The sequence below is a fragment of the Blastococcus sp. SYSU D00813 genome, assembly GCF_054050735.1.
In genome coordinates this window covers 50,068-73,440 of record NZ_JBJGZX010000020.1, presented here as the reverse complement: position 1 = coordinate 73,440, position 23,373 = coordinate 50,068, and the positions used below count along the sequence as shown (strand labels likewise).

At 77.2% G+C, this 23,373-nt stretch carries 27 protein-coding genes and 1 tRNA gene; 16 read left to right on the top strand and 12 right to left on the bottom strand.

The window, feature by feature from the left end; translation table 11 throughout:
• Positions 1–6: 6 nt before the first annotated feature.
• Positions 7–708 carry a hemerythrin domain-containing protein gene (locus ACI8AX_RS14920; protein WP_456550617.1) on the bottom strand — a complete coding sequence of 234 codons (702 nt, stop codon included), beginning with the start codon at positions 706–708 and terminating at the stop codon, positions 7–9.
• Between the two features lie 117 nt (positions 709–825).
• Between ACI8AX_RS14920 and ACI8AX_RS14915 the strand changes: the two genes are divergently transcribed.
• The 4 genes from ACI8AX_RS14915 to lepB all read left to right on the top strand — a co-directional run bounded on the left by ACI8AX_RS14915 (position 826) and on the right by lepB (position 4,652).
• Positions 826–899: transfer RNA gene (locus tag ACI8AX_RS14915), tRNA-Ile, on the top strand.
• 1,071 nt (positions 900–1,970) lie between these two features.
• Entirely contained in the window at positions 1,971–2,645 is a 675-nt protein-coding gene (locus ACI8AX_RS14910; RefSeq protein WP_456550616.1) for a response regulator, read from the top strand.
• Positions 2,635–3,978 carry a sensor histidine kinase gene (locus ACI8AX_RS14905; RefSeq protein WP_456550615.1) on the top strand — a complete coding sequence of 448 codons (1,344 nt, stop codon included), beginning with the start codon at positions 2,635–2,637 and terminating at the stop codon, positions 3,976–3,978. Before ACI8AX_RS14910 ends, ACI8AX_RS14905 begins: the two co-directional genes overlap by 11 nt.
• A 110-nt stretch (positions 3,979–4,088) precedes the next feature.
• Positions 4,089–4,652, top strand: a complete 564-nt coding sequence (lepB, locus tag ACI8AX_RS14900; RefSeq protein ID WP_456550614.1) for a signal peptidase I — start codon at positions 4,089–4,091, stop codon at positions 4,650–4,652.
• A 13-nt stretch (positions 4,653–4,665) separates the two neighbouring features.
• On the opposite strand, the gene ACI8AX_RS14895 is transcribed toward lepB, so the two are convergent.
• Entirely contained in the window at positions 4,666–5,103 is a 438-nt protein-coding gene (locus ACI8AX_RS14895) for a response regulator (RefSeq protein WP_456550613.1), read from the bottom strand.
• A gap of 278 nt (positions 5,104–5,381) precedes the next feature.
• The gene (locus ACI8AX_RS14890) at positions 5,382–5,720 is read right to left on the bottom strand and encodes an STAS domain-containing protein (protein ID WP_456550612.1); all 339 of its coding nucleotides are present in this window, start codon (positions 5,718–5,720) and stop codon (positions 5,382–5,384) included.
• A gap of 97 nt (positions 5,721–5,817) precedes the next feature.
• Here ACI8AX_RS14890 and ACI8AX_RS14885 point away from each other — a divergent pair, with 97 nt between their 5' ends.
• Both ACI8AX_RS14885 and ACI8AX_RS14880 read left to right on the top strand, forming a co-directional pair.
• The gene (locus ACI8AX_RS14885) at positions 5,818–6,198 is read left to right on the top strand and encodes a hypothetical protein (protein WP_456550611.1); all 381 of its coding nucleotides are present in this window, start codon (positions 5,818–5,820) and stop codon (positions 6,196–6,198) included.
• Between the two features lie 113 nt (positions 6,199–6,311).
• Positions 6,312–7,202 (top strand): hypothetical protein, encoded by an 891-nt coding sequence (locus ACI8AX_RS14880; protein ID WP_456550610.1) that lies wholly within the window; start codon positions 6,312–6,314, stop codon positions 7,200–7,202.
• 17 nt (positions 7,203–7,219) lie between these two features.
• On the opposite strand, the gene ACI8AX_RS14875 is transcribed toward ACI8AX_RS14880, so the two are convergent.
• The gene (locus ACI8AX_RS14875) at positions 7,220–7,882 is read right to left on the bottom strand and encodes a response regulator transcription factor (RefSeq protein ID WP_456550609.1); all 663 of its coding nucleotides are present in this window, start codon (positions 7,880–7,882) and stop codon (positions 7,220–7,222) included.
• Positions 7,879–9,858, bottom strand: coding sequence for a sensor histidine kinase (locus ACI8AX_RS14870; protein ID WP_456550608.1), 1,980 nt, complete (start codon positions 9,856–9,858; stop codon positions 7,879–7,881). The genes ACI8AX_RS14875 and ACI8AX_RS14870 overlap by 4 nt, the downstream gene beginning before the upstream one ends.
• Positions 9,859–10,010: 152 nt before the next feature.
• On the opposite strand from ACI8AX_RS14870, the gene ACI8AX_RS14865 reads away from it, so the two are divergent.
• Together ACI8AX_RS14865 and ACI8AX_RS14860 are read left to right on the top strand one after the other, a co-directional pair.
• Positions 10,011–10,739: a hypothetical protein gene (locus tag ACI8AX_RS14865; protein ID WP_456550607.1), complete on the top strand. Its 729-nt coding sequence runs from the start codon at positions 10,011–10,013 to the stop codon at positions 10,737–10,739.
• 50 nt (positions 10,740–10,789) lie between these two features.
• Positions 10,790–11,272, top strand: a complete 483-nt coding sequence (locus tag ACI8AX_RS14860) for a DUF2505 domain-containing protein (protein WP_456550606.1) — start codon at positions 10,790–10,792, stop codon at positions 11,270–11,272.
• A 59-nt stretch (positions 11,273–11,331) separates the two neighbouring features.
• Here the strand turns inward: ACI8AX_RS14860 and ACI8AX_RS14855 are convergent, their stop codons facing one another.
• Positions 11,332–11,946: a hypothetical protein gene (locus ACI8AX_RS14855; protein WP_456550605.1), complete on the bottom strand. Its 615-nt coding sequence runs from the start codon at positions 11,944–11,946 to the stop codon at positions 11,332–11,334.
• A 215-nt stretch (positions 11,947–12,161) separates the two neighbouring features.
• Between ACI8AX_RS14855 and ACI8AX_RS14850 the strand changes: the two genes are divergently transcribed.
• The gene (locus tag ACI8AX_RS14850) at positions 12,162–13,418 is read left to right on the top strand and encodes a serine/threonine-protein kinase (protein WP_456550604.1); all 1,257 of its coding nucleotides are present in this window, start codon (positions 12,162–12,164) and stop codon (positions 13,416–13,418) included.
• A gap of 221 nt (positions 13,419–13,639) precedes the next feature.
• On the opposite strand, the gene ACI8AX_RS14845 is transcribed toward ACI8AX_RS14850, so the two are convergent.
• Positions 13,640–14,677, bottom strand: coding sequence for an ion channel (locus tag ACI8AX_RS14845; protein ID WP_456550603.1), 1,038 nt, complete (start codon positions 14,675–14,677; stop codon positions 13,640–13,642).
• A gap of 90 nt (positions 14,678–14,767) precedes the next feature.
• On the opposite strand from ACI8AX_RS14845, the gene ACI8AX_RS14840 reads away from it, so the two are divergent.
• Both ACI8AX_RS14840 and ACI8AX_RS14835 read left to right on the top strand, forming a co-directional pair.
• The gene (locus ACI8AX_RS14840; RefSeq protein ID WP_456550602.1) at positions 14,768–15,274 is read left to right on the top strand and encodes a mycothiol transferase; all 507 of its coding nucleotides are present in this window, start codon (positions 14,768–14,770) and stop codon (positions 15,272–15,274) included.
• 92 nt (positions 15,275–15,366) lie between these two features.
• On the top strand, positions 15,367–16,542 hold the full coding sequence (locus ACI8AX_RS14835) for an acyl-CoA dehydrogenase family protein (protein WP_456550601.1): 1,176 nt from the start codon (positions 15,367–15,369) through the stop codon (positions 16,540–16,542).
• 58 nt (positions 16,543–16,600) lie between these two features.
• On the opposite strand, the gene ACI8AX_RS14830 is transcribed toward ACI8AX_RS14835, so the two are convergent.
• Positions 16,601–16,906: a hypothetical protein gene (locus tag ACI8AX_RS14830; protein ID WP_456550600.1), complete on the bottom strand. Its 306-nt coding sequence runs from the start codon at positions 16,904–16,906 to the stop codon at positions 16,601–16,603.
• A gap of 132 nt (positions 16,907–17,038) precedes the next feature.
• On the opposite strand from ACI8AX_RS14830, the gene ACI8AX_RS14825 reads away from it, so the two are divergent.
• Complete coding sequence (locus ACI8AX_RS14825) at positions 17,039–17,620, top strand: hemerythrin domain-containing protein (RefSeq protein ID WP_456550599.1); 582 nt, start codon at positions 17,039–17,041, stop codon at positions 17,618–17,620.
• Between the two features lie 14 nt (positions 17,621–17,634).
• Positions 17,635–18,402: an esterase/lipase family protein gene (locus ACI8AX_RS14820; protein WP_456550598.1), complete on the top strand. Its 768-nt coding sequence runs from the start codon at positions 17,635–17,637 to the stop codon at positions 18,400–18,402.
• Here the strand turns inward: ACI8AX_RS14820 and ACI8AX_RS14815 are convergent.
• Both ACI8AX_RS14815 and ACI8AX_RS14810 read right to left on the bottom strand, forming a co-directional pair.
• Positions 18,399–19,016 (bottom strand): SAM-dependent methyltransferase, encoded by a 618-nt coding sequence (locus ACI8AX_RS14815; protein ID WP_456550597.1) that lies wholly within the window; start codon positions 19,014–19,016, stop codon positions 18,399–18,401. The two genes, ACI8AX_RS14820 and ACI8AX_RS14815, sit on opposite strands and share 4 nt — an antisense overlap.
• Entirely contained in the window at positions 19,013–19,975 is a 963-nt protein-coding gene (locus ACI8AX_RS14810; RefSeq protein WP_456550596.1) for an NAD(P)/FAD-dependent oxidoreductase, read from the bottom strand. Before ACI8AX_RS14810 ends, ACI8AX_RS14815 begins: the two co-directional genes overlap by 4 nt.
• 67 nt (positions 19,976–20,042) lie before the next feature.
• On the opposite strand from ACI8AX_RS14810, the gene ACI8AX_RS14805 reads away from it, so the two are divergent.
• Positions 20,043–20,633 (top strand): helix-turn-helix domain-containing protein, encoded by a 591-nt coding sequence (locus tag ACI8AX_RS14805; RefSeq protein ID WP_456550595.1) that lies wholly within the window; start codon positions 20,043–20,045, stop codon positions 20,631–20,633.
• Positions 20,630–21,193, top strand: coding sequence for a hypothetical protein (locus ACI8AX_RS14800; protein WP_456550594.1), 564 nt, complete (start codon positions 20,630–20,632; stop codon positions 21,191–21,193). The genes ACI8AX_RS14805 and ACI8AX_RS14800 overlap by 4 nt, the downstream gene beginning before the upstream one ends.
• 4 nt (positions 21,194–21,197) lie before the next feature.
• On the opposite strand, the gene ACI8AX_RS14795 is transcribed toward ACI8AX_RS14800, so the two are convergent.
• Positions 21,198–21,917: an acyl-CoA thioesterase gene (locus ACI8AX_RS14795; RefSeq protein WP_456550593.1), complete on the bottom strand. Its 720-nt coding sequence runs from the start codon at positions 21,915–21,917 to the stop codon at positions 21,198–21,200.
• Positions 21,914–22,609: an SDR family oxidoreductase gene (locus ACI8AX_RS14790; protein WP_456550592.1), complete on the bottom strand. Its 696-nt coding sequence runs from the start codon at positions 22,607–22,609 to the stop codon at positions 21,914–21,916. Before ACI8AX_RS14790 ends, ACI8AX_RS14795 begins: the two co-directional genes overlap by 4 nt.
• 112 nt (positions 22,610–22,721) lie before the next feature.
• Between ACI8AX_RS14790 and ACI8AX_RS14785 the strand changes: the two genes are divergently transcribed.
• Positions 22,722–23,327: an NUDIX hydrolase gene (locus ACI8AX_RS14785; RefSeq protein WP_456550591.1), complete on the top strand. Its 606-nt coding sequence runs from the start codon at positions 22,722–22,724 to the stop codon at positions 23,325–23,327.
• Positions 23,328–23,373 lie beyond the last annotated feature (46 nt).

Here is a 23,373-nt window from a genome sequence, read left to right as displayed (position 1 = left end):
GCGCGGTCACGACCCGCGGACCAGGTCCCGCCGCCGCTCCCACCGCGGGCCGACGACGCGCAGCAGGAGCCGGAAGGGCGGGGGCGCGGACCCGAGCAGCTGCGCGCGGTCCGCCGGCGTCGCGCAGGAGTCGACGATCCACGGCAGCACGAACACCATGTGGCGCAGGCTGGTCCCCTTGCGGAAGCGCGTCTCCACGCGGGCGAAGTCCCCGGCGGAGACGTAGCGGCGCACGACCGGGAAGACGTCGCGCTCCTCCTCCGTGATGTGCTCGTCGAGGGAGTCCGCGACCTGGGTGAGCACGGCGGCGAGCGGGCCGGCGGCGGCGGGCCCCTGTGCGGCGAACGTGGCCAGCAGCGCCTCCGCCCGGTCGAGCACGCCCTGGAGGGCGGCGTGGTCGTCGGTCAGCGGGCTGAGGTCGACGTGGGCGCCGGCCGAGGCGGCGATCACCGGCCACAGGACGTCGTCCTCCCGCGAGTGGTGCACGTGCACCTCGTGCAGCATGTGGCCGGCGAAGGCGACGATCGCCCGCTGCCGCTCCGGACCGCACGGCGAGCCCGCGGCGACCGACGTCACGGCGTCGGCCAGCAGCCGGCAGCCGGTGCGCAGGGCCCGGTGCACGAGAGCGAAGCCGAAGAGGTCGGCCTCCGGCTCGTCCGCGGTGCGGCGGGGGGTGACGGGGAAGGGCAGGGCGGCGGTGGCTGTCATGCCGGGGACCGTGCCGCCGCCGGCTTGTCGGCCCCTTGTGAGGTGCTTGCCACCCCACGCGGCCCGGGCCGGCGGTCGTGGCAGGCTGTCGGGGCGGCCGGCTCCGTGCGGCCGTCCGGGGCGGTAGCTCAGCCGGTCAGAGCATGGGACTCATAATCCCTGGGTCGTGGGTTCGAGCCCCACCCGCCCCACGCGTCAGAGGCCTCGACGACCGCCCGACGAGCGGCCCGCCGGGGTGCGCGGGCGCCCGCCGGTCCGGTGGCCGCGGTCCCGTGGTCCGGGGCACAGCAGTTCCGCGCCGCGTACCGCAGGAACGAGCCGTGCGGGCACCGGCCCGGGCGCGGCAGGTGGACGCGGCGGGGGTTCACCGGGTCGCGCCACCAGCCCGCCGGTAGCTCGTCGTCGACCTCGCGGGGCACCGGGATGGGCGGGGTGTGCTGCCGCCCGGCGTCGTAGAGGACGAAACGGGTGCCGTCCGGGGGCCGCAGCACCGTCGGCGCCGTCACGACGCACCCCCGGCGGGCCGGTCGGCACGCCGCCCGGACCGGTGGAGCGGCGGGCGCGCGAGATGGACGGGGGTCACGACCTCGCTGACGGCATCCGACGTCTCGGGCGCGACGCCCCCTACGGCGGGACCGTGGTGTGGAGGTCGCAGGAGAGGCATGGATCGAACATACGTTCGACCACTGACAGGCGCCACCGCCCGCAGCCCGGCGCCGGCCCGGGAGGGCGGAGCGGGTGCCGAGTCCGCGGCCCGGCCGGAGGCGCCCAGGGCCGACCGCGGGACGGGGAGCACGACCGCGTCCGCGGGGCGCAGCGACCCGGAGGTGCATCCCCGGTCGCGCTCGTGCGCCTCCCCGCCGGGAGGCCGGGCCGGCCGTGCGCCCCGTTCCCGGTGCCGGGCCCCGGCCGGCGAACCGGCACCCGCCCTCCCGGCCCTCGCCGGTGACGACACCCTGCGCCCGGACGGATGCGCTCCGATACGCTCCCGCCCGCAACCACCCCTCCGGCGCGAACCCGCAGTTCAGCGGCTCGGGCGCATCGGCCGACCCGGCCTCCCGTTGACTCAGGACCGGGCTCCGCGCTCGCCGGGCGTGACCATCGAGAACGACGCGGCAACTCAGCGTTGTGACGCGCCGCACACCGTCCCCCGCACCGAGGACCTAAGTCCTGCATGTGACCTACGGCCGTGGCGCAGCGAGCCCGGCGCGTGTCATAAGTGCCCCGCGAGCGCTGCGCAGCACAGTCACGGGAGGCTCACCTTGTCCGTCGCCACGTCGTCGTCCCCTCCGGTACGGATCTCCCGGACCGTCCTCGTGGTCGACGACCACGTGACGTTCGCCGAGCTGCTCTCGGGTGCGCTGGCCACGTCGGGGATGCGGCCGGTGGGGATCGCGTCCTCGGCCGCCCAGGCCATCGCCATGGCCGCCAGCGAGCAGCCCGACATCGTCGTGATGGACATCGAGATGCCGCAGCAGGACGGGCTGGCGGCCACCCGGCGCATCCGCGAGGTGGCGCCGCAGGCCGTCGTCGCCGTGGTCACCGCGCACCGCGACCCCGACTGGGTCGTCCGTGCGACGCAGGCGGGGGCATCGGCCTTCATCCCGAAGGACGGCTCGCTCGCCGAGATGATCGACATCCTGAGCCGGGTGCAGCCGGGCCAGATGCTGGTCTCCCCCTCCACCTTCGCCTCCGGCACCGTGGCCGCCAAGCCCCGGACCGCGCCGGTCCCGCAGCTCACCCGCCGCGAGCAGGAGGTGCTCGACTGCCTCGGCCGCGGCATGCAGATCAAGGCGATCGCCCGCGTCCTGGGCATCACCCTGGAGACCTGCCGCGGCTACGTGAAGGCCCTGCACGCGAAGCTCGGCGTCCGCTCGCAGCTGGAGGCAGTCGTCAAGGCGCAGGACCTCGGGCTGCTGGGCTCGAGTGGCCGCTGATCTCTCCGGGCCACCCCACCGCCCCGGCCGGCTCCGCGGCATCCCACCGGGACGTCACTTCACCGTCTTCGTCGCCTGGGCCGTCGTCGTCCTCGTCGCCGTCGCCGCCGCCACCTACCTGGTCAGCGACCGGATCGCCCGGTCCAACGCGCTGGCCGAGGCCGAGCGGGTCGCCGTGCGCCTGGCGAACCTCCTGGTCGCCCCCCTCGTGCGGGACGCGCTCGCCGGGGACGCGGGCGCCTATCAGGAGCTCGACCGGGACCTGCGCAACCGGATGAGCGACGGGTCCCTGGTCTCGGTGCTGGTCTGGCGGGAGGACGGCAGCATCTACTACGCGACGGTCGACGAGCTGGTCGGGCAGCGACCGGAGGTGAGCGACGACCTCCGGGCCGCCCTGGACGGCGATGTCGTCGCGCACGTCGACGAGGAACCGGAGACCGCCTACGGCGACGTCGGCGGGCCGCTGCTGGAGGTGTACGTCCCCGTCGACGCCGGGGACACGCCCGTGGTGGTGGAGGCGTACTTCGCCACCGACACGATCGACCGGCAGGCGTCCCTGCTGCGCGGCGAGATCGTGCCGCTGGCGATCGGCGCGCTGGTCGTCCTCCAGCTGATCCAGCTGCCGATCGCCGCCTCGATGGCGCGGCGGGCCCGCCGCGCGGAGTCCGAGCGGATCGCGGCCATGGCCCGGTCCCTCGCCGCCTCCGACCGCGAGCGGCGGGCCATCGCCGGGGACGTCCACGACGGCCCCGTGCAGGACCTGGCCGGGGTCAGCTACGCGCTGTCGGCGCTGCGGTCGGCCGTCCCCGAGGAACGCCGGCCGACGGTCGACCGGCTGACCGCGACGGTGCGGCACGCCGTGGCGTCCCTGCGCCGGCTCATGGTCGACATCTACCCGCCCGACCTCAGCGGGCCCGGCCTGGCGACCGCCCTGGACGACCTGGCGCAGCGGCTGCGGGAGTCCGGCACCGAGGTCACCGTCACGGCCGACCCCCTGCCCGACCTGCCGCCGGAGTACGTCGCGGTGCTCTACCGCACCGCCAAGGAGGCGCTGGTCAACGTGTCCCGCCACGCCGAGGCCGGACACGCGTGGGTGACGCTGACCCGGACCGACAGCGGGGACGGGCCGACGCTGCTGCTCACCGTCGCCGACGACGGCGTCGGCCTGGACACCGGGTCCGCCGCCGCCGCGAGCGGCAACGGCCACCTGGGCCTGCGGCTGGTGCGGGAACGGCTCGTCGCCCTGGACGGCGACGTCCGCGTCGAGGCCGGGGCGGACGGCGGCACGGTGCTCACCGCCGTGCTCCCGATCCCCCGCCCCGGGCAGGGGTAGGCCGGGCCGACCCCCAGTTCGCGGGGGCCGCCGCACCCCCCGGGGCGGCTGGGGTCCCGCCCCCGGACGGGAGAGGCTCGGGGCGCGCCCGACCCCGAGGAGGAACCACTGTGACGACGTCGCCCGTCCGCCAGCGCGGCCGGCACGCCGCCGTCCCCCCGCGGCGCCGGACGGCGTCCGTCGCGACCGTGCTGCTCCTGGTCCTCGCCCTGCTGACCGCGGCCTCGCTCGCCGGCCTGCTGCCGCTGCAGCTCATGCGCGTGGACGCCGGCAGCATGCGCCCCACGCTCGCGCCCGGCGACCTCCTCCTCGTCCGGCAGGGCGTCGAGGGGCTGCAGCGGATGGACGTCGTCGCCGCCCGGCACCCGGACACCGGTGCCTCCGTGGTCAAGCGCGCGGTGGGCCTGCCCGGTGACGTGGTGGGGCTCGAGGACGGCGTCCTGGTGGTGAACGGCGAGCCCCGCTGCGAGGCGGGGATCGACCCCGAGGTCGTCGACGGCGTGTACTTCGGGCCGGTCACGGTGCCCGAGGGCACGGTCTTCCTGCTCGGTGACGCCCGGGGGGACTCGGTGGACTCCCGCTCGTTCGGGCCGGTGCCGCTGGACGACGTCGTGGGCGTCGTCCAGGTCCGGGTCTGGCCCTCCCCGGGCGGTCTCCCGTCGCAGGGCTGCTGACCGGCGGGACCGCTCAGAACGCGAAGGGGCAGTCCCCGCCGTCGGTGATCAGCGACCGGAGGCACTGCACGAGCGCCTCCGGGTCGGCGTCCTTGGGGACGAGCGCGTGCGCCCCGGCCGCCCGGGCTCGTTCCGCCGCCGCTGCGCCCTCCGCCGTCAGCACGACGACCCGGACGTCCGGCTGCGCCGCACGCAGGATCCGCGTCGCCTCCTCGCCGCCGACCACCGGCATGGACAGGTCCATCAGGACGACGTCCGGGCGCAGCCGGGCGACGGCCGGCTGGACCTGCGAACCGTCCTCGCACTCCCCCACGACGTCGATGCCGTCCTGGGTGGAGAGGAAGTCGACGAGCATCTCGCGGAAGGACGCGTGGTCGTCGACGACCAGCACCCGGATCGGCTCCGGGCGCGGCGGCTCGCCGTGGCCGGACGCACAGGCGGCCAGCGTCACCGCGACGCTCCCGGGACGGCGGACCGGCCGGCACGCCGCAGGGGGACCGTGGCGCTCGGCATGGCCTCTCTCCGCTCCGCAGACACTGCCCGTCCTCCTGCCGGTGCTCTACCCGCCGGTCCCCCGTGCGAAGCGGGCGCGCGTCACGGAGCCCGTGGACGCTGCCCGACCCTGCCCCGCGGGCGGCGTCCCGCCCACCCCCACCGTGGGGGGCGGGCGGCCACATTACTGGGGGCAGGACCGCACGTCACGGCGGGGCGCGGGGCCCCGGCGGACGCTCAGGGGTCGACGTCGAAGGTCGACGTGAGCCCCGAGACCGACAGCACCTTCGCGAAGCGGGGCGTCATGCCCTCGATGACCGGGCGCTCGCCCCGCCGCGTCCTGCTCTGCGCCCAGCGCACCAGCAGGGTCAGGCCGGTGGAGTCGATGTACCCCAGCTGGCTGACGTCGACCGCCGCGACGTCCTGCTCGTCGAGCACCGAGGGCCCACCGCACGCGGCGATGAGCGCGGCGTCGACGTCACCGATGAGGTGGGCGACGCACCGGCCGTTCTCGGCGACGACCGTGATGGAACCGATCGGCTCCTCGTCGTCGCCGGCACCGAGGTCGGGGAACACGCCGACAACTGTGCCCACCGCCCCCGGGACGGACAACCCCTCGCGGCTCCGGGCCGCGGATCCCCCGGGTGTCGGTACCCGCAGCGAGGATGTGGGTGTGACTGCGTTCTTCCTGCCCCGGGCGGCCGACGACGACCAGGCCGAACGGCTCTACGAGGCCCTCGCCGAGTTCGCCGGCTGCGAGCCGGCCCCCCGCGGGCGGCGCGTCCGGTCGATCCGGTTCGACCAGGACGGCGTGCGGTGGACGGCGGAGGTCGGCGAGGCGCTGCGTGGCAAGCGCACGACGCAGCAGCTGCGCCGCGGCGAGCTCGTCGAGCGCACCGAGGTGCTGACCTCGGCGACCCGCGTCCTGGCCGTCTACCCCGGGACGCCGCACGTCGTCGTCACCGACGCCCAGCCGATCACCGGGGCGCCGTCCGAGTGGGCCAACCCGTTCTCCGCCCGGCCCGACGAGGTCGTGCTCTTCGCCGCCGGCTGACCCCGGCGACCCCCCAGAGTTCACCTCCCGGCCCACCCCAGATTGGGGCTGCTCGGGCACCGTCCCGTCGGTCACGCTCGGGTGGACCGACAGGCAGAGCAGGGGGATCCGCGATGGGCACCACGGGGGACCGGGCCGCACCGTTGCTGGGCGGCAGCGCCCTGGCGCTGGGGATGGCGGCGGCGCTGGCCGCGCTGGGCAGCACCAGCGGCTCCGTCCCCGCCGTCCAGGACGACACCGTCTTCACCGCGGCGGCCGGCCTGACGGCCGACGCCCCGGACTCGGGCCCCGGCGCGGTGATCCGGGGCGGTCCGCTCCTGGTCCCGACGATCGGCGTGCTGGCCGGGCTCGACCTCCCGCTCGGCGCCCCGGCGTCGCCCCTGCCGCTGTTCTCCTCGACCGCGGCGACGGCGACGGCGACCCACCTGCAGTCGCTCCCGATCGACCCCAGCCCCGTGCAGGGCCTCCCGGTCGACGTCGAGACGGCCGTCGCCGCCGGGCAGCCGCAGCCGGTCCCGGTCCCGGTCGGCCCCGTCCCGTCGGGGACCGCGGCCGCCACGACGCCCGCTCCGGCGACCACGCCGGCCCCGGCGGTCCCGCCCACGGGCGCGCCCACCACGGCGCCGCCGCCGGCCGCCCCCACCACCGCGCCACCGCCGCCCGCGCCCACCACCGCGCCGCCGCCGGCCGTCCCCACCACCGCGCCGCCGCCGGCCGCGCCCACCACCGCGCCGCCGCCGGCCGCGCCGAGCCCGACTCCCACGCCGACGCCGACGCCCACGCCGACGCCCACGCCCACCCCGCCGGCGGCTCCGACCTCCGCCCCGGCGCCGGCGCCCGTGACGTCGTCGGCGCCCGCGCCCGAGCCGGCGCCCGCTCCGGAGACCAGCGCCGCCCCGGCGACCACGGCCTCCGCTCCCGCACCGGCGCCGGAGCCCACCGCCGCACCGCTGCCGCCCGAGCCGGTCGCGGAGCCGGTCGACGCGACCGTGCCCGCCGCCTGACCCGTCCCGGGGAGGGGTCACGCGGGGGCGACCCCGAGTCCGGGAGCGGCGCCGCCGAGGCCCGCGTCACGGGCGCGCGCCACCGCCTCGGCCCGGCTGGTCACCTGCAGCTTGGCGAACACGGCCGACACCACGTTGCGCACCGTCTTGTCCGACAGGTACAGCCGGCCGGCGATCTCGCCGTTGGTCATGCCGGTCGCCATCAGCTCGAGGACCTCGCGCTCCCGCTCGGTGAGCTCGGGGAACGCGGTCAGCGCGTCGCCGCGGGTGCTGAGCCGGGACAGCGCCCCGGACACCCCGCGGCCCAGGATCGTCTCCCCGTCGGCGACCGCCTCGATCGCCCGCGCGATCTGCGCCCGCGAGGACCCCTTGACCAGGTAGCCGCGCGCCCCGGCCCGCAGCGCCGCCGCGACGGCGTCCTGGTTCTCCACCATCGTCAGCACGAGCACCGCGGTGCCCGGCAGCGCCTCCGTGATCCGCGCCGTCGCCTCCAGGCCGTTGCCGCGCGGCAGGTGCAGGTCCATGAGGACGACGTCGGGGCGGTGCTCGAGCGCGGCGGCCACCGCCGTCTCGGCGTCCTCGGCCTGGGCCACCACCTGCGCCCAGTCCAGGGAGTCGACCAGCGCGACGAGCCCGTCGCGGAACATCGGGTGGTCGTCGACGACCAGGACGCTGGTCACGCCGCCCCCGTCGGCAGGACGGCGCGCACCGTCGTCCCCCGCCCGCCGGTGACCACGCAGCTGCCGCCGAGCTCCGCGGCCCGCTGGTGCATCGAGCCCAGCCCGACCCCGGCCGGGGCGCCGGGCCGCACGCCCACCCCGTCGTCGGAGACGCACACCTCCAGCACCCCGGCCCCGTGCGCGATCGTCACCCGCGCGCGGGTGGCCCGGGCGTGCCGGGCGACGTTGGTCATGGCCTCCCCCACGATGCGGAAGGCTGCCACCTCGGCGGCGGCCGGCAGCTCCCCGAGGTCGTCGGGCGCGTCGACGGTCACCTCGACGCCACCGTCGGCCAGCCGCGCGGCATGGGCCCGGACAGCCCCCACCAGACCGAGGTCGCCCAGCGCCGCCGGCTGCAGGTCGTCGACGATGCGGCGCACCTCGGCGACCGTGCCGCGCAGGTACTCCGCCGCCTGGTCCAGCACCGCGCGTGCCCGGTCGGGGTCGGCGGGCACCAGGTCGGCCACCGCCTCCAGCTGCATGGCGGTCGCGGCGAGTCCCGGCCCGAGGCCGTCGTGCAGGTCGTGCCGCAGGCGGCGGCGCTCCTCCTCCCGGGAGCTGACGATCGACTCCCGGGAGTGCTGCAGCTCGTCGGCCAGCAGGACCGCGTGCGCGGCCTGCGCCGTCTGCCGGACCAGCTCCTCCTGCAGGGAGCGCAGCCGCGGCCCCAGCCCCCCGGCCGGCAGGACGACGGCGAGCTCCCCGACCCGGCGGCCCTGGTGCTCCAGCGGGATGGTCTGCACGCCCGCGGCGGGCTCGGCGCCGGTCGTGACCGGAGCCCGCCCGGGCAGCCGCAGCGCGACGTGGGGCAGCCGGAGGGTGCGGGCGAGGACGTCGACCACGCCGGGCAGCACCTCCGCGGGGGTGACCGCCGAGCCGACCCGGCGCCCCAGCTCGCCGACGACGACCGCGGGCTCGACCGCGTCGCCGTAGAGCAGCCGGTTGACGCCCCGCTGCAGCGCGTCGCGGGCCGGCTGCACCGCGACCGCGGCCAGCGCGAACACGAGCAGGTCCGCCTCGCGCCCCCAGCCGCCGAACACGGTGCCGGCCAGGACCAGCAGGCCGCCGTAGACGGCCAGCGCGAGCAGGCTCAGCGACAGGTAGACCAGCGTGCGGCCGAGGACCGGGTCCAGGTCCCACAGCCGGGTGCGGACCAGCGCCCAGGCGACCGCCGTCGGCAGCGGCAGCAGCGCGGCGGCGATGAAGGCGGTCTGCGCCGGCGGCACGGCCCAGGCCAGCGCCAGCAGCAGCACGGTGCCCAGCGCCCCGGCCAGCACCCACAGCACCTGCTCGCGCTCGCGGCCGGTGCTGCGCCGCAGCCGGACCACGAGGGAGGCGACACCGGTCGCGGTGCCCAGCAGCAGCGCCAGGAAGCAGGCGTTCACGACGTTCCACGTGCCGTCGACGCCGACCGGGTTGACGAGGTCGCCGTAGGCCGCCGGCACCGGCTCGTCCTGCTGGTCGTAGGGGGTCAGCGCCCAGGCGACGGGGGTGAGGACGGTGGCGACCAGACCGGCGGCGAACCCGGCCGCCCAGGGACGCCCCGGCAGCCGCCCGGAGGGCAGCACCTGCAGCAGCAGCGCCGGCAGCGGCACGTACGAGGGCACCCACAGCCACGTCGACACCCAGAACGCCGCCGCGCCCGTCGCCGAGCCGGGGTGCCCGGGCAGCTGCGCCGCCGCGACGGTCGCGGCCAGCGTCGACCCGCCGCTGCTGACGCCGGCCAGCAGCAGCAACCACCCGGCGAGCAGCCGCGGCCGCTGGGCGGCGACCAGCGCGCCGAGGCACCCGGCGCCGAGCGCCCCGGTCAGCCCCCACGCCACGACCGCCGGGTCCGGGTCGGGCACCCGCGTCAGCGAGAGCACCAGCGCCGCTCCTGCGGCGGCCACACCGGCGGCCGCGGCGAGCGCGACGAGGAGGGTCCGGAGCCGGGGCACCGCGACATGGTGGCAGCGGGGGTGTCCCGTCCCCCAGGGACTCCGCTCCCCCGGCAGGTCGGGACCGCCGGCCGATGCCGCCGGGACGGCGCCGCGGCGACGGTTCTCCCCGTCCGGCCGACGGAGCCGGCCCCCTGGACCTGGAGACCGACATGGACAGCACCACGCACCTGGGCACCGGCCTGCTCGCGCCCGCCGCCACCGCGCCCGCAGCCTCGACCCCCGCCGTCGGCCCGGCCGCCCCGACCGCGCCCGCGGTCCCGGCGCCGGTCCACCCCCGCCGGCGGCTGCTGGTCGGCGCCGCGTTCGCCGGCCCGGTCGCCCTGGCCGTGCAGGCGCTGCTCTCCTCCAGCGGCCTCCCCCGCGACGACGCCGGCCCCTGGCTGGCCGGCCTCGCCGAGGCCCCCACGAGCCAGGTCGCCTCGATCGTCGTCTACCTGGTCGGCATGGTCGCCACCCTGGCCATGGCGGCCACGGTCGCGCTGGCCGGGCGCCGCCGGGCCCCGTGGCTGTCGGGCGTCGCGGCCGCGCTGACCGCTGCGGGGTGCATCGGCGGCGGCGGGTTCGCCGGCATGCGGCTGATCGCCCAGGTGCTCGCCGAGCGGGGCGGGCCGGAGGCGGCGCAGGTGTGGACGTCGGTGCAGGAGGGCGCGCCGTTCCTCGTCCTCGGGCCGCTGGTCGGCATGGCGGTGCTGGGCACGCTGGTGACCACGGCCGCGCTGGTCCGCGCCCGCGCCGACGTCACCGTCTGGGCCGCCCCCGCCTACCTGGCCGGGTTCGTCCTGGCCAGCGGCGAGTTCCCGGTGGCCGTCACCGTGCTCGGCGAGGTCCTCGTGCTGGCCGCGCTGGTCCCGGTCGCCCGGGCCGCGCTGCGCGGCTGACCCGGCCGGCCCCGTCGGGCGCACGCCCCGTCCTCGCCCGAGGATGGGGCGTGCCCATCGACGTCTCCACCGTCCACGCCGCCCCGCCCGACCGCGTGCACGCCGTGCTCACCGACGAGGCGTTCCTGCGCGCGACCACCGACGCGCTGGGTGCCCGGCTGCAGGAGGCGACCAGCGACGGCACGACGACGCGGGTGCGGATGCTCGCCCCGACGGCGGGCGTCCCGGCGGTGTTCGCCCGCTTCGTGGCCCGCGAGGTGGCGGTGACCGACACCCGCCGGTGGCGCCGCGACGGCGAGGGCTGGCGCTGCGACGTCGACGTCCGCGCGGAGGTGTTCGGCCGCACCGTCGAGGTCCGCGGCGAGCGGCGGCTGGCCCCCGACGGCGACGGCACCCGCTCGACGGTCACCGCCGAGGCCCGCGTCGACGCCCCGCTGGTCGGCCGGCAGGCCGAGGGGGCGGTGCGGCAGCTCGTGGAGGTCGTGCTCCGCCGCGAGGCCGAGGCGCTGGACGCGCGGCTGGCCGGCGGCTGAGACGGCACCGGGCCCGGCCGGCAGGACGCCGACCGGGCCCGGTGGGGGTGGTGCGGAGGTCAGATCTCGCCGACGCAGACGACGCGGCCCTCCTCGCCCTCCTCGCCCTCCCAGAAGTGCGTGACGGCGCCGTCGACGCCGCTGCAGAAGTCGTCGTCGCTGGCGAGGTAGTCGTCGTAGGTGATGTCGTCGTCGTCGAAGCCGACCACCCGGGCGACCGCCGAGTCGTCGTCGCAGTCGACGGTCTCGACCTCGCCGGCGGCGTTGGCCGAGACGCAGTCGTCGACCTCGGACCCGCTGCCGCCGAGGAACGCGAAGAGCGCCAGCGCACCGGCCACCAGCACGACGCCGGCGATCACCGGGATCAGCCACTTGGGCGGCCCCGACTTCTTCGGCGGCCCGCCGAACCCGCCCGGCTGCGGCTGGTAGGGGGCGCCGCCCTGCGGCGGGTACGGCGCACCGCCCTGGGGCGGGTACGGGCTCGCGCCCGGCTGCGGCTGGTGCTGCCCCTGCGCGTACCCGCCCGGCGGCGGCGGGGGCGGCGGGGTCGAGCCCCCGGGCGGCGGCGGGGGCGGCGGCGAGTACCCGCCCGGCGGGCCGGCCGGCGGCTGGCCCCACCCGGGGGCACCGCCCCCGGGCTGCTGGTCGGGGCCGTTCGAGCCCGGCGTGGTCATGCGGTTCCTCCCGGTCGGTGGTGCGGCGCGCCGTCTGCTGTGTCGACGGCGGCCCGGGCGTCCGACCGGTGTCGGCCGGACGCGCCCAGGCAGCATCGCAGCACCCCCGGACGACGAAAGCCAGCGACTCCCCGTGTGCCGCGTCGGGCCGCGGAGCCCGCCGGCGGCAGCCGACGGCGCGCCGGACCCCCGCCGCCGGGCGTAGCGTCCGGCGCATGTCGGCCGGCGCCGGACCCGGGGACCGCCTGCTGGGCGGCCGTTACACGCTCACCGAGGTGATCGCGCGCGGCGGCATGGGCGTGGTCTGGCTGGGCTGCGACCGGCTGCTCGACCGCCCGGTCGCGGTCAAGGAGGTCACCTACCCCCAGCACGTCACCGCGCACGAGCGCGAGGTCCTGCGCGAGCGCACCCTCCGCGAGGCGCGCTCCGCCGCGGGCCTCGACCACCCCCGGGTCACCACGGTGTTCGACGTCGTGGAGGAGGACGGCCGGCCGTGGCTGGTCATGGAGCACGTCCCCTCGCGCAGCCTCCAGCAGCTGGCCGAGGAGCACGGGCCGCTGCCGTGGCAGGCGGTGGCCCGCATCGGGCTCGACGTCCTGGACGCCCTGGACGCCGCCCACCGGGCGGGGATCGTGCACCGCGACGTCAAGCCCGGCAACGTGCTGGTCGACAGCGCCGGCCGGGCGTACCTGACCGACTTCGGCATCGCCACGGCGACCGGCGACTCGTCGCTCACCACCGCCGGGACGCTGATCGGGTCGCCGTCCTACATGTCGCCGGAGCGGGCCCACGGGGAGCAGCCGGGACCGCCCACGGACCTGTGGTCCCTCGGAGCGACCCTCTACACGGCGGTGGAGGGCCGCCCGGCGTTCGCGCGGGGCGAGCCGATGGCCACCCTGCTGGCGGTGGTCTCGGAGCACCCGCCGCCGATGCCGCACGCCGGGCCGCTGGAGCCCGTCCTCCGCGGCCTGCTCACCAAGGACCCGGCCGTCCGGACGACGTCCGCGCAGGCGCGGGCGCAGCTGCGGGCCAGCCTGTCCGGGGCCGCGGCCGGCGCCGGCGCCCGGGCGGCCTGGCCGCCGCCGGCACCCCCGGTCGGCCCGCCGGCGCCGCCCTCGCCCGACGCCGCCGCGGCGGTCCGCGGCGACCGGGTCGAGCGCATCGGCGCCGAGGACCTCAAGGCCCTGGCCGCGCGCTCGGCCGCGCTGCTGGGCTCCATGGCCCGCGACGTGGCCCGCGACGTGGCCCGCGACGCGGCCGACCAGGCCCGCCACCTCGCCGACCGGCGCCGCGCCCGGCGTGCCGACCGCCCCGACCCGGGGCCGCCGTCCCACCCGGCCCCCGCCCGCGGGCGCCGGCTCCGGTTCCGCCGGCGCTGGGTGGTGGTCCCCGTCGTCGTCCTGGTGCTGGCGCTCGTGGCGCTGACGGCCGCGGTCCTCGCCCTCGTCGGGTTCGCCACCGGCCTGCTCTGAGCGCGCGTCCCCCCGCCCGCTGCGGCAGGCTCGCGGCATGACGACGCCCGAGCCGGAGCAGCCCCAGCCGCGCGACATCGCCCTGGAGCAGGCGACCCCCGAGCAGGTCGAGCAGCTCGAGGCCGCCAGCGAGCCGGAGGAGCCGGCCGGCGACTGAGACCGCTGCCGCCCGCTCCGGGCGCCGGGCTCAGGGCTCCGGGCTCAGGGCTGGGGGCTCCGGGTCAGGCCCCGGCGAAGAGCCGGTCGGCGCCCAGCCGCTCGCGGGCGACGTAGTACAGCGTCGTCCCGGCCGCCACCGGCACGTCCCACGGCGGGCTGACCACGAGGTCGCCGTCCGGCGTGCGGAGAGCCAGGAGCGTGGCCCCGAACCGGCTGCCCAGGTGCGTCTGCACGTCGCCCGCGGTGGCCAGCCGGGACGCCGCCGGCACCCGCGTCGAGTACGTGTTGCCGTGCCCGCCCGCAGTCATCAGGTCGTTGTAGACCTGCGTCAGACCGGGGTCGGCCGCCTCCTCGGAGAGCAGGAACGGCATGTGCCACTGCACCACCTGCACGCCGGGGTTGACGTAGCGCAGGGTCTCCCGCCGGCTCAGGTCGCGCACCGCGGCGACCAGGTGGATGCGCGGGTTGGCGTGGTCGACGGCGACCGCGATGGCCAGCGTCTCGTTGTCGTCGTGGCCGTCGACCACCGCGGTGCGCGCCCGGTGCACGCAGGCCCGCTCCATGACGTCGGCGCGGGTGAGGTCACCGCGCACGAAGTCGACGTCCGGCAGGTGCGGCAGCGGGTCCTCGGTCACGTCGTCCCCCGCGCACAGCACGACCCGCGCACCGGCCTCGGCGGTCAGCTCGTCGACGATCCGCTCGGTCCGCCCGGGGGTGTAGCCGAGCAGGACCACGTGTCCCTCGAGGTCCAGGGGGACCACTCCTCGCGTCCGGCGGCCCCGCGCGGTCTGCAGGGCCGTGGTGAGCTGGGTGAACAGCAGGGTCAGGGTGACGATGCCGCCGACGATCACGTACGCGCCGACCGCCCGGCCGGCCGCCGTCACGGGGAACTGGTCGCCGTAGCCGACCGTGGCGGAGGTGACGACGAAGTACCACCAGTAGGTCTCCGGGTCGGCGATGCCGCTGTCGGGCGGCTCGACGAGCGCCATCAGGGCCCAGCTGGTCAGGAAGACGAGCACGGTCACCGCGAGCGGCAGCCGCCAGCTGCGCAGCCGCAGGCGGAGGACCCGCGCGAGACGGGCGAACAGCAGGAACGGCACCGGCCCCCCCGGGTCGACGTCGGGTCCGGGGGAACCTATCCCGGCCCGGCGGCACGGGTGGGCGGCCCCGGCGCGGGTACCCCCGGCCGCGTGAACAGCCGCGACGTCCTCGCCTACGCGTACTCCCAGGTGCACGAGACGCTGCAGCGCGGCGTCGAGGGGCTGACCGCCGAGCAGCTCGGCGCCCGGGTCGGCCCGGACGCCAACCCGGTCGGCTGGCTGGCCTGGCACCTGCTGCGGGTCCAGGACGACCACGTCGCCGACGTCGCCGGCGGCGAGCAGGTGTACACCGCGCAGGGCTTCGCCCGCCGCTTCGACCTCCCGGTGGACGACGCCGCGATCGGCTACGGGATGTCGTCGGCGGAGGTCGCCGCGGTCCGGGTCGGCGATCCCGGGCTCCTCGTCGAGTACTCCGCCGCCGTGCACGCCCGCACCGCGGAGTTCCTCGCCGGGCTCTCCGACGCCGACCTCGACCGCGTCGTCGACACCCGCTGGGACCCGCCGGTGACCCTCGGCGTGCGGCTGGTCAGCGTGCTCTCCGACGACCTCCAGCACCTGGGGCAGATCGGCTACGTCCGCGGGTTGCTCGGCGCCTGAGTGAGGACCACCGTTCCCCCCACGCCTCCCTCGCCCGGCGCGGTCCCCGGAACGGTGGCCGGCTGCCGGCCACGGCCGTAGCGTCTGCGGCCGTGGCCAGCCCCGACTTCTACGCCCTGGAGGAGCTCCTCGAGCCCGAGGAGATCGAGATCCGCGACCGGGTCCGCGCCTTCGGCGAGCGGGAGGTCCTGCCGGTCGTCAACGACCACTGGGAGCGCGCCGAGTTCCCGTTCGCGCTCGTGCCGCGGCTGGCGGAACTGGGCATCGCCGGCGGCACGATCTCCGGCTACGGCTGCCCGGGGATGAGCGCGGTCTCCGCCGGGCTGGTGGCCGCCGAGCTGGCCCGCGCCGACGGCAGCATCGGCACGTTCAACGGGGTGCACAGCTTCCTGGCCATGCAGTCCATCGCGATGCTCGGCTCGGAGGAGCAGCGGCAGCGGTGGCTGCCGGAGATGGCCCGCATGGAGAAGATCGGCGCCTTCGGGCTGACCGAGCCGCGGCACGGCTCCGACGCCGTGGCCCTGGAGACCTCCGCCCGCCGCGACGGCGACGCCTTCGTGCTGGACGGGCAGAAGAAGTGGATCGGCAACGGGTCGATCGCCGACCTCGTGCTGATCTGGGCCCGCGACGAGGACGGCGACGTCGGCGGCTACGTCGTGGAGAAGGGCACGCCCGGCTTCGAGGCGACGGTCATGACCGGCAAGACGGCCCTGCGGGCGGTCTGGCAGGCGGAGATCACGCTGACCGGCGTCCGGGTCCCGGCGGAGAACCGGTTGGCGGGCTGCCGCTCGTTCAAGGACGTCTCGCAGGTGCTGGACCGCACCCGCTACACCGTCGCGTGGCGGGCCCTGGGGCTGGCGACGGCGTCCTACGAGCTGGCGCTGGCGCACGCCCGGCAACGGGAGCAGTTCGGCCAGCCGATCGCCGGCTACCAGCTGGTGCAGGACAAGCTCGCCCGCATGCTGGCCGAGATCACCTCGATGCAGCTGATGTGCTGGCGGCTGTCGAAGCTGGCCGACGCCGGCCGGATGACCCCGGCGATGGCGTCGCTGGCGAAGATGAACCACGCGGCGAAGGCGCGGGCGATCGTCGCCGACGCGCGCGACGTCCTGGGCGGCGACGGGATCCTCCTGCAGCACCACGTGGCGCGGCACCACGCCGACATGGAGGCGGTCTTCACCTTCGAGGGCACCGACTCCGTGCAGGCCCTCATCGTCGGCCGGGAGATCACCGGCCTGTCGGCGATCAGCGGCCGGCGCAACGTGTGAGGACCCCGCTGACCCACCGCTCGCACGCTCGCCGCGGGCCCCTGCAGCGGGGCCGGGATCAGACCGCGCGCAGCAGCGGGGCGGTGGGTACCGCGGCGGTCGGCGCGGGGGCCGGCACCAGCGGGGCGGGCACGGCGGCGGTCAGCCGCACGCACTCCGGGCAGGCGGTGCGGCCGGTGCCCATGCGCTCCCACCGCTGCGAGCCCCAGATCTGCACGATGGCGCCGCACAGCGCCAGGTCCACCACGCCGTCGAGGTCCCGTGCCGGGCGGTCGGCGACCACCGCGTGCCACGGGGTCTGCGCGGAGGTGCCGTGCCACGACCAGCGGTCGGGACGCGCGAAACCGACCGCCAGTGACTCCACGCTCCCCTGGTATCCGGGGCCGCCGGCGGTCAAACACGCGCGGACGCAGGACCGGGCGGGTGTGGCCGGAGGGCGGCGGGGGAACCCCGTGGGCCCCGAGCCCAGGGGGCCGCGCTTCCCGAGGGAGACGCCATGACCACCGCGCCCGAACAGGACGTCGTCGACCTGCTCAGCGCCGACCACCGCGAGTTCGACCGCCTCTTCCGCGAGCTGGAGGGCCTCGCCGGCCGCTCCGGCGAGGAGGACCTGCGCCGCAAGCGCGCGCTGGTCGACGAGGTGACGATCGGCATCGTCAAGCACTCCGTCGCCGAGGAGACCCAGGTCTACCCCCGCGTCGAGGCCGAGCTCGATCGCGACGAGGCCGAGCGCTCCAAGCACGAGCACGGCGAGGCCGAGGAGACGATGAAGCGCCTCGAGCGGATGGACCCGGGCGACCCCGGTTTCGACGCCGAGGTCGCGACCCTCGCGCGGGAGATCCGGGAGCACGTCGTCCACGAGGAGGGCCGCATGTTCACCGAGCTGCGGCAGGCCCTCCCGGCGGACCGGCTGGTCGAGATGGCCCGCGACGTCGAGCGGGTCAAGGCGATCGCGCCGACGCGTCCGCACCCGATGACGCCCAACGAGGCCGGCGTCCGCACCGCGCTGGGCCCCGTCGCCAGCCTGCTGGACCACCTCCGCGACGCGGTGACCGGACGCGGGAAGCAGTCCGGCTGACCGGACGGGGACCGATGGACAGCACTCGGCGCCGCTCGCTGCTGGCGGCCACCGAACCGATCCGCGCGCTCGCCAGTGCCGGCGTCCTCGCCGCGACGTCCCCGCTGCTCGCCGTGGCACCGCGGGGCGACCGGCACCCGGTGCTGGTCCTGCCCGGGCTGCTGGCCTCCGACGTGTCCACCACCGCGCTGCGGGGGTGGGTGCGTGCGCTCGGGTACCCGGTCGTGGGCTGGGAGCTGGGCCGCAACCGCGGACCCACCCCCGCGGTGGTGGAGGCGCTGCCGGGGCTGGTGCAGCGGCTGGCCGACCGGCACGGCGGCGCGGTGAGCATCGTCGGGCAGAGCCTCGGCGGGGTCTTCGCCCGGCGGCTGGCCCAGCGGACTCCGGCGCTGGTGCGCTCGGTGGTCACGCTGGGTTCGCCGTTCCGGCTCGTGGGGCGCCCGGACGACGACTCCCCCGGCGCGCGGGCCTACCGCCGGTTCGCCCCGCTGCACACCAGCCGGCGGCTGTCGACCGCCGATCCGGCGCGCCCGCTGCCCGTGCCGAGCACCTCGGTGTACTCGCGGTGGGACGGCGTCGTCGACTGGCGGGCCTGCCTGCAGCGGCCCGGCCCGCGCAGCGAGAACGTCGGCGTGCACGCCGGACACCTCGCCATGGGCCACGACCCGGCGGTGCTGTGGGTCGTCGCCGACCGGCTGGCCCAGCCGGCCGGCGACTGGCGGCCCTTCCGGCCGCCGCCCGGGCTCGCCCGGCTGTTCCCGGGCGGCCCCCAGGAGGGCTAGCGGCGGCGGGCCCGCAGGACGGCGTCGGCCATCGGCAGGTCCTCGCCCTCGTGCGAGCGGCCCAGCCGCGGCCTCGCCCCGGCGACCAGCACCTCGAACTCCCCCGTCGGCAGCGCCGCGGCCAGCTGCTCGCCGGTGGCGAAGAGGTCCGGGTCCTGCCCGTGCCGCACGGTGTGCAGGTCGCTCGGGTCGTGCTGCGCGACCAGGAGCGTGCCGCCGGGGGCCACGGCCGCGGCCAGCCGGGCCACCACCGCGTCCCGCACGCCGCCGGGGACGTGCAGGAACGCCGTCGTCACCAGGTCGAAGGCGCGCTCGGGCGGCGCCCACGTGGTGACGTCGGCGTACTGCCACGTCGTCCGCCCGGCGACCCCCCGCTCCGCCGCCGCCGCGGCGGCCCGGGCCAGCGCGGTCCGCGAGAGGTCGACCGCGGTGACCCGCCACCCCTGCTCGGCCAGCCAGATCGCGTCGCCGCCGGTGCCGCAGCCGACGTCGAGCGCGCTGCCCGGTGCCAGGCCGGCGGTCTCGGCCACGAGGACGTCGTTGGGGCGGCCGCTCCAGTGCGCCTCCCCCGAGGCGTAGCGCTCCTCCCACCACTGCTCGTCGTAGACGGTCACGCCGCACCCGCCGTCGTCCGGGCGGCGACGGCCGCGCGGGTCTCCTCCATGACGAGGTCCATGTTGATCTGGCCGGCGGCGGCCAGCCCCTGCGCCGCGGCCACGACCACCTGCGCGCGGACGTCGCCCGCGTTCCCGGCGACCCAGACACCCGGGACCGGGCTCGCGCCGTCGGCGCCGGTGGGCAGCACCTCCCCGAAGACGACGCCGTTCATGCCGACCTCCTCCGGGACGAGCCCGAGGTCGGCGAGCAGGTCCCCGGGCGCCCGGACCCGGGTCTGGGCGACCAGCGCCCGCAGCGGGACGACGGCGCCGCCGGCGAGACGGACGCCGCTGAGCCGGCCGTCCTCGGTCTCCAGGCCGACCACCTCGCCGGACACCACCTCGACCCCGCGGGCGGCGAGCTGCTCCCACTGCTCCTCGGTCGGCTCCGGGCCGGTGTGCAGGAAGAGGGTGACGTCGTCGGTCCACTGCCGCCACAGCAGCGCGCCGTGCGTGCTCATGGCGCTGGACGACAGGATGCCGACGGGCTGGTCGCGGACCTCCCAGCCGTGGCAGTAGGGGCAGTGCAGCACGTCGGTGCCCCAGAGCTCCGCCAGCCCCGGGACGTCGGGCAGCTCGTCGCTCGCGCCGGTGGCCACCAGCAGCCGGCGGGCCCTGACCGTGGCGCCGTCGGCGAGCGAGACCTCGAAGCCGCCGTCCACGCGCACCGCGCCGGTGACCCAGCCGTCCCGAACCTCCCCGCCGTAGCCGACGACTTCGGCGCGCCCGGCGGCGACCAGCTCCGCCGGAGGCGTGCCGTCGCGCGTCAGGAAGTTGTGCACGCCGGCCGCGGGCGCGTTGCGCGGCCTCCCCCCGTCCACCACCAGCACGCTGCGCCGAGCGCGGGCGAGGGCCAGCGCCCCCGACAGCCCCGCCGCTCCCCCACCGATGACCAGGACGTCCACTCGTTCGCTCATGCCGCCGAGGGTGCGCGCAGCGTCGCCACCTTGACAAACTTCCTTGCTGGAACGGCAAACTGGTGCGGTGACCGACGACGACGTCCTGGCGGCCGTGGGCCCGCGCCTGCGCGAGCTGCGGACCAAGCGCGACGTGACCCTCACCCAGCTGTCGGAGACCACGGGCATCTCGGTGAGCACCCTGTCCCGGCTGGAGTCCGGGCAGCGGCGGCCCACCCTCGAGCTGCTGCTCCCCCTGGCCCGCGCGCACTCGGTGACCGTCGACGAGCTGGTCGGGGCGCCGGGCACCCCCGACCCGCGGGTCGTCGCCCGGCCGTTCGAGAAGGGCGGCCACGTCTTCTGGCCGCTGACCCGGCGGCCCGGCGGCGTGCAGGCCTACAAGCAGGTCATCCCGCCCCGGTCGCCGTCGGGCGAGCCGGAGCAGAAGACGCACGAGGGCCACGAGTGGATGTACGTGCTGTCGGGCCGCGTGCGGCTGCTGCTCGGCGAGCACGACCTCGAGCTGCGCGCCGGGGAGGTGGCCGAGTTCGACACCCGCACGCCGCACTGGGTCGGCAACCCCGGCGACGTGCCCGCCGAGATCCTCAACCTCTACGGCCCGCAGGGGGAGCGCATCCACGTGCGCGCCCAGCCCGCGCGGGGTACCGGGCGGGGATGAGCGGGAAGACGGCGGAGGACTACGCCGAGGACTACACCGACCCGGAGCTGCGCGCGCGGCTCAAGGAGGAGATCGAGGCCGGCGACCGCGGCGGCCGCCCCGGGCAGTGGAGCGCGCGCAAGAGCCAGCTGCTGGCGCACGAGTACGAGGCGGCCGGCGGCGGCTACCGGCACGAGGGCGAGCGCACCGGGTCGCAGCGGCACCTGCAGCAGTGGTCGGCCCAGGACTGGCACACCGCCGACGGCGGCGCCGACGCCCGCGACGGCGACACCACCCACCGCTACCTGCCCGACGCCGCCTGGCAGCTGCTGACCGACGCCGAGCGCCGCGCCACCGACCGGGCCAAGCAGCGCGGCGACGGCCAGCACGTGCCGAACACCGACGCCGCCCGCGAGGCCCGCGCCGCCGCCGAGCTGCTCGACCTCACCGCCCCCGAGGCGCGGGAGCGGATCGCGTCGATGGACGCCGGGACGCTGGAACGCGCCGAGCGGGCCGAGCGGGAGCTGGGGAAGGCGCGCACGACCGTCCTCGAGGCGATCCGGCGGCGCCGGTCCTCCTGACCGCTCAGACCATCCGGCGGGTCTGCCGGGCGCGCACCAGCAGCGTCCCGTCGGTCGCGTGCAGCTCGGCGTCGTCGACGCAGTAGGCGTCGTCGGCCCAGCTGGTCCACTGGTCGACCCGGACCCATGCCCCCGGCTCCGGCGCGGGCCCCGCGAGGTGGGCGGTCAGCTCGACGGTCGGCAGGGGGCGCGGGGCGGTCCACACGGCGAACAGCGACGGGGGCAGCGCGTCGACCAGGACGCCCAGGGCGGTGAGCGGGGTCGGCGCACCGACCACCCGCACCCACGCCGTCAGCCGCGGCTCGTCCCCGCCGGCCAGCGGCCGGGACCGGCCCAGGGCCCGGATCTCGAGGTGGTCGGCGACCGGCACGAGCTCCCGCGGCAGGGCGAAGGGCACGCCGTCGGCCGGCTCCCCGACCGCGGCCCGCGGCCCCGGCCCGTGCGGCGTCGCCGAGGTGAGCACCTGGGCGACGGCGGCCGTCCGCCCGCCCTGCTCGAGCGTCGTCCGCACGCTGCCGGTGCGGCCGGCCCGGTCGGGCGCCGCGGCGACGTGCACGGGGACGTCGGGGGCGACCGGGCGCAGCAGGTGGGCGGTGACCGCGCGCGGCGGCGCACCGGCCGCGTCGAGCAGCTCCCCCACCAGCAGGCCGCCCTGCACCCCGGCGAAGGAGCGCCAGTCGGCGTCGAAGGTCAGCGGCGGCGCGCCCGCCTCCACGGCGGTCACGACAGCGCCGGGTACAGCGCAGCGACACCGCCGGAGAGGCCCGCCTGCACACGGCGGCTCACCTCGTCGGCGACGATCTCCGGGTCGCCCGCGACCAGGCCGTCGACGGCGGTGCGCGCGACGTCGGCCGGGTCGGACTTGGGCGCCTCCACGCCGGCGGTCATGTCGGTGTCCATGTAGCCGACGTGCAGCGCGGACACCCGGACCCCCCGCGGCGCGAGCGAGGCCCGGAGGCTGTTGGTCATCGACCACGCCGCGGACTTCGCGGCGCAGTAGGCACCCGTGCCCGGGAAGCTGAGCCAGGACAGCGCGGAGAGCACGTTGAGGACCGTGCCGTGCGCGGTCTCGAGCTGCGGCAGGAAGGCTCGGGTCACCGCGAGCGACCCCAGGTAGTGCACCCCCAGCTCGGCCTCGATCGCGGCCCAGTCCCCGGTGAGCAGGTCGGTACGGGTGTCGATGCCGGCGTTGTTGACCAGCAGGGTCACGTCCGGCAGGGCGGCGGAGGCGGCCGCCACCGAGGCCGGGTCGGTGACGTCGAGGGCGACCGGGACGGCGCCCGGCAGGTCGACCGACCGGGGGTCGCGGGCGGCGGCGTACACGGTGGCACCGCGGGCGAGCAGCTCGGCGGCCAGGGCACGGCCGAAGCCGCGGTTGGCCCCGGTGACGAGGGCGGTGCTGGTGGTCGGGTCCACGGCGGCGGCTCCATCGGTTCGGTTCTCCAACTGACTGCCGCCGACCGTACCGGAGTCGGTACGGATGTCAAACCAGCAAACGCTGCCGTACGGTCCGGACGGAGGTGCACCCATGAGCCCGACCCTCGACCGGGACGCCGTCGCCGCCCGCGTCGCGGCCTTCCCCCGCCGCGCGGCGGACCGGCCCGACCTGAAGCACGCCGCGGTGGCCGTCTGCGTGCTGGAGGACGACGGGGTCCCGGCCCTGCTCGTGACCCGCCGCGCCGCGCGGATGCGCAACCACGCCGGCCAGTGGGCGCTGCCGGGCGGCCGGCTGGACGCCGGGGAGACACCGGTGCAGGGCGCGCTGCGCGAGCTCGAGGAGGAGGTCGGTCTCGCCCTGCCGCCGGCGGCGGTGCTCGGCCTGCTCGACGACTACGTGACGCGCTCGGGCTACGTGATGACGCCGGTCGTCTGCTGGGCGGGCCCCGTCGGCGAGCTGACCCCGCACGAGGCGGAGGTGGCCAGCATCCACCGGGTGCCCGTCGCCGACCTCGACGTGGAGCCGCGGCTCATCCGCATCCCCGAGTCCGACCAGCCGGTCATCCAGCTGCCGCTGGAGGGCGGGTTCGTGCACGCGCCGACCGCGGCCGTGCTGTACCAGTTCTGCCAGGTCGCCTGCCGTGGCCTCGACACCCGCGTGGCCCACCTGGAGGCGCCGGTCTTCGCCTGGCGCTGAGGCCCCGACAGCACTCCGCGCGCGGAAGGCCCCCGTCGCCGGGAGC

Coding starts and splice junctions, on each gene's coding strand:
- ACI8AX_RS14920 (WP_456550617.1), bottom strand. CDS start 708: ATGACAGCCACCGCCGCCCTGCCCTTCCCCGTCACCCCCCGCCGCACC.
- ACI8AX_RS14880 (WP_456550610.1), top strand. CDS start 6,312: ATGGGCACCACGGGGGACCGGGCCGCACCGTTGCTGGGCGGCAGCGCC.
- ACI8AX_RS14865 (WP_456550607.1), top strand. CDS start 10,011: ATGGACAGCACCACGCACCTGGGCACCGGCCTGCTCGCGCCCGCCGCC.
- ACI8AX_RS14855 (WP_456550605.1), bottom strand. CDS start 11,946: ATGACCACGCCGGGCTCGAACGGCCCCGACCAGCAGCCCGGGGGCGGT.
- ACI8AX_RS14850 (WP_456550604.1), top strand. CDS start 12,162: ATGTCGGCCGGCGCCGGACCCGGGGACCGCCTGCTGGGCGGCCGTTAC.
- ACI8AX_RS14825 (WP_456550599.1), top strand. CDS start 17,039: ATGACCACCGCGCCCGAACAGGACGTCGTCGACCTGCTCAGCGCCGAC.
- ACI8AX_RS14820 (WP_456550598.1), top strand. CDS start 17,635: ATGGACAGCACTCGGCGCCGCTCGCTGCTGGCGGCCACCGAACCGATC.
- ACI8AX_RS14810 (WP_456550596.1), bottom strand. CDS start 19,975: ATGAGCGAACGAGTGGACGTCCTGGTCATCGGTGGGGGAGCGGCGGGG.
- ACI8AX_RS14800 (WP_456550594.1), top strand. CDS start 20,630: ATGAGCGGGAAGACGGCGGAGGACTACGCCGAGGACTACACCGACCCG.
- ACI8AX_RS14785 (WP_456550591.1), top strand. CDS start 22,722: ATGAGCCCGACCCTCGACCGGGACGCCGTCGCCGCCCGCGTCGCGGCC.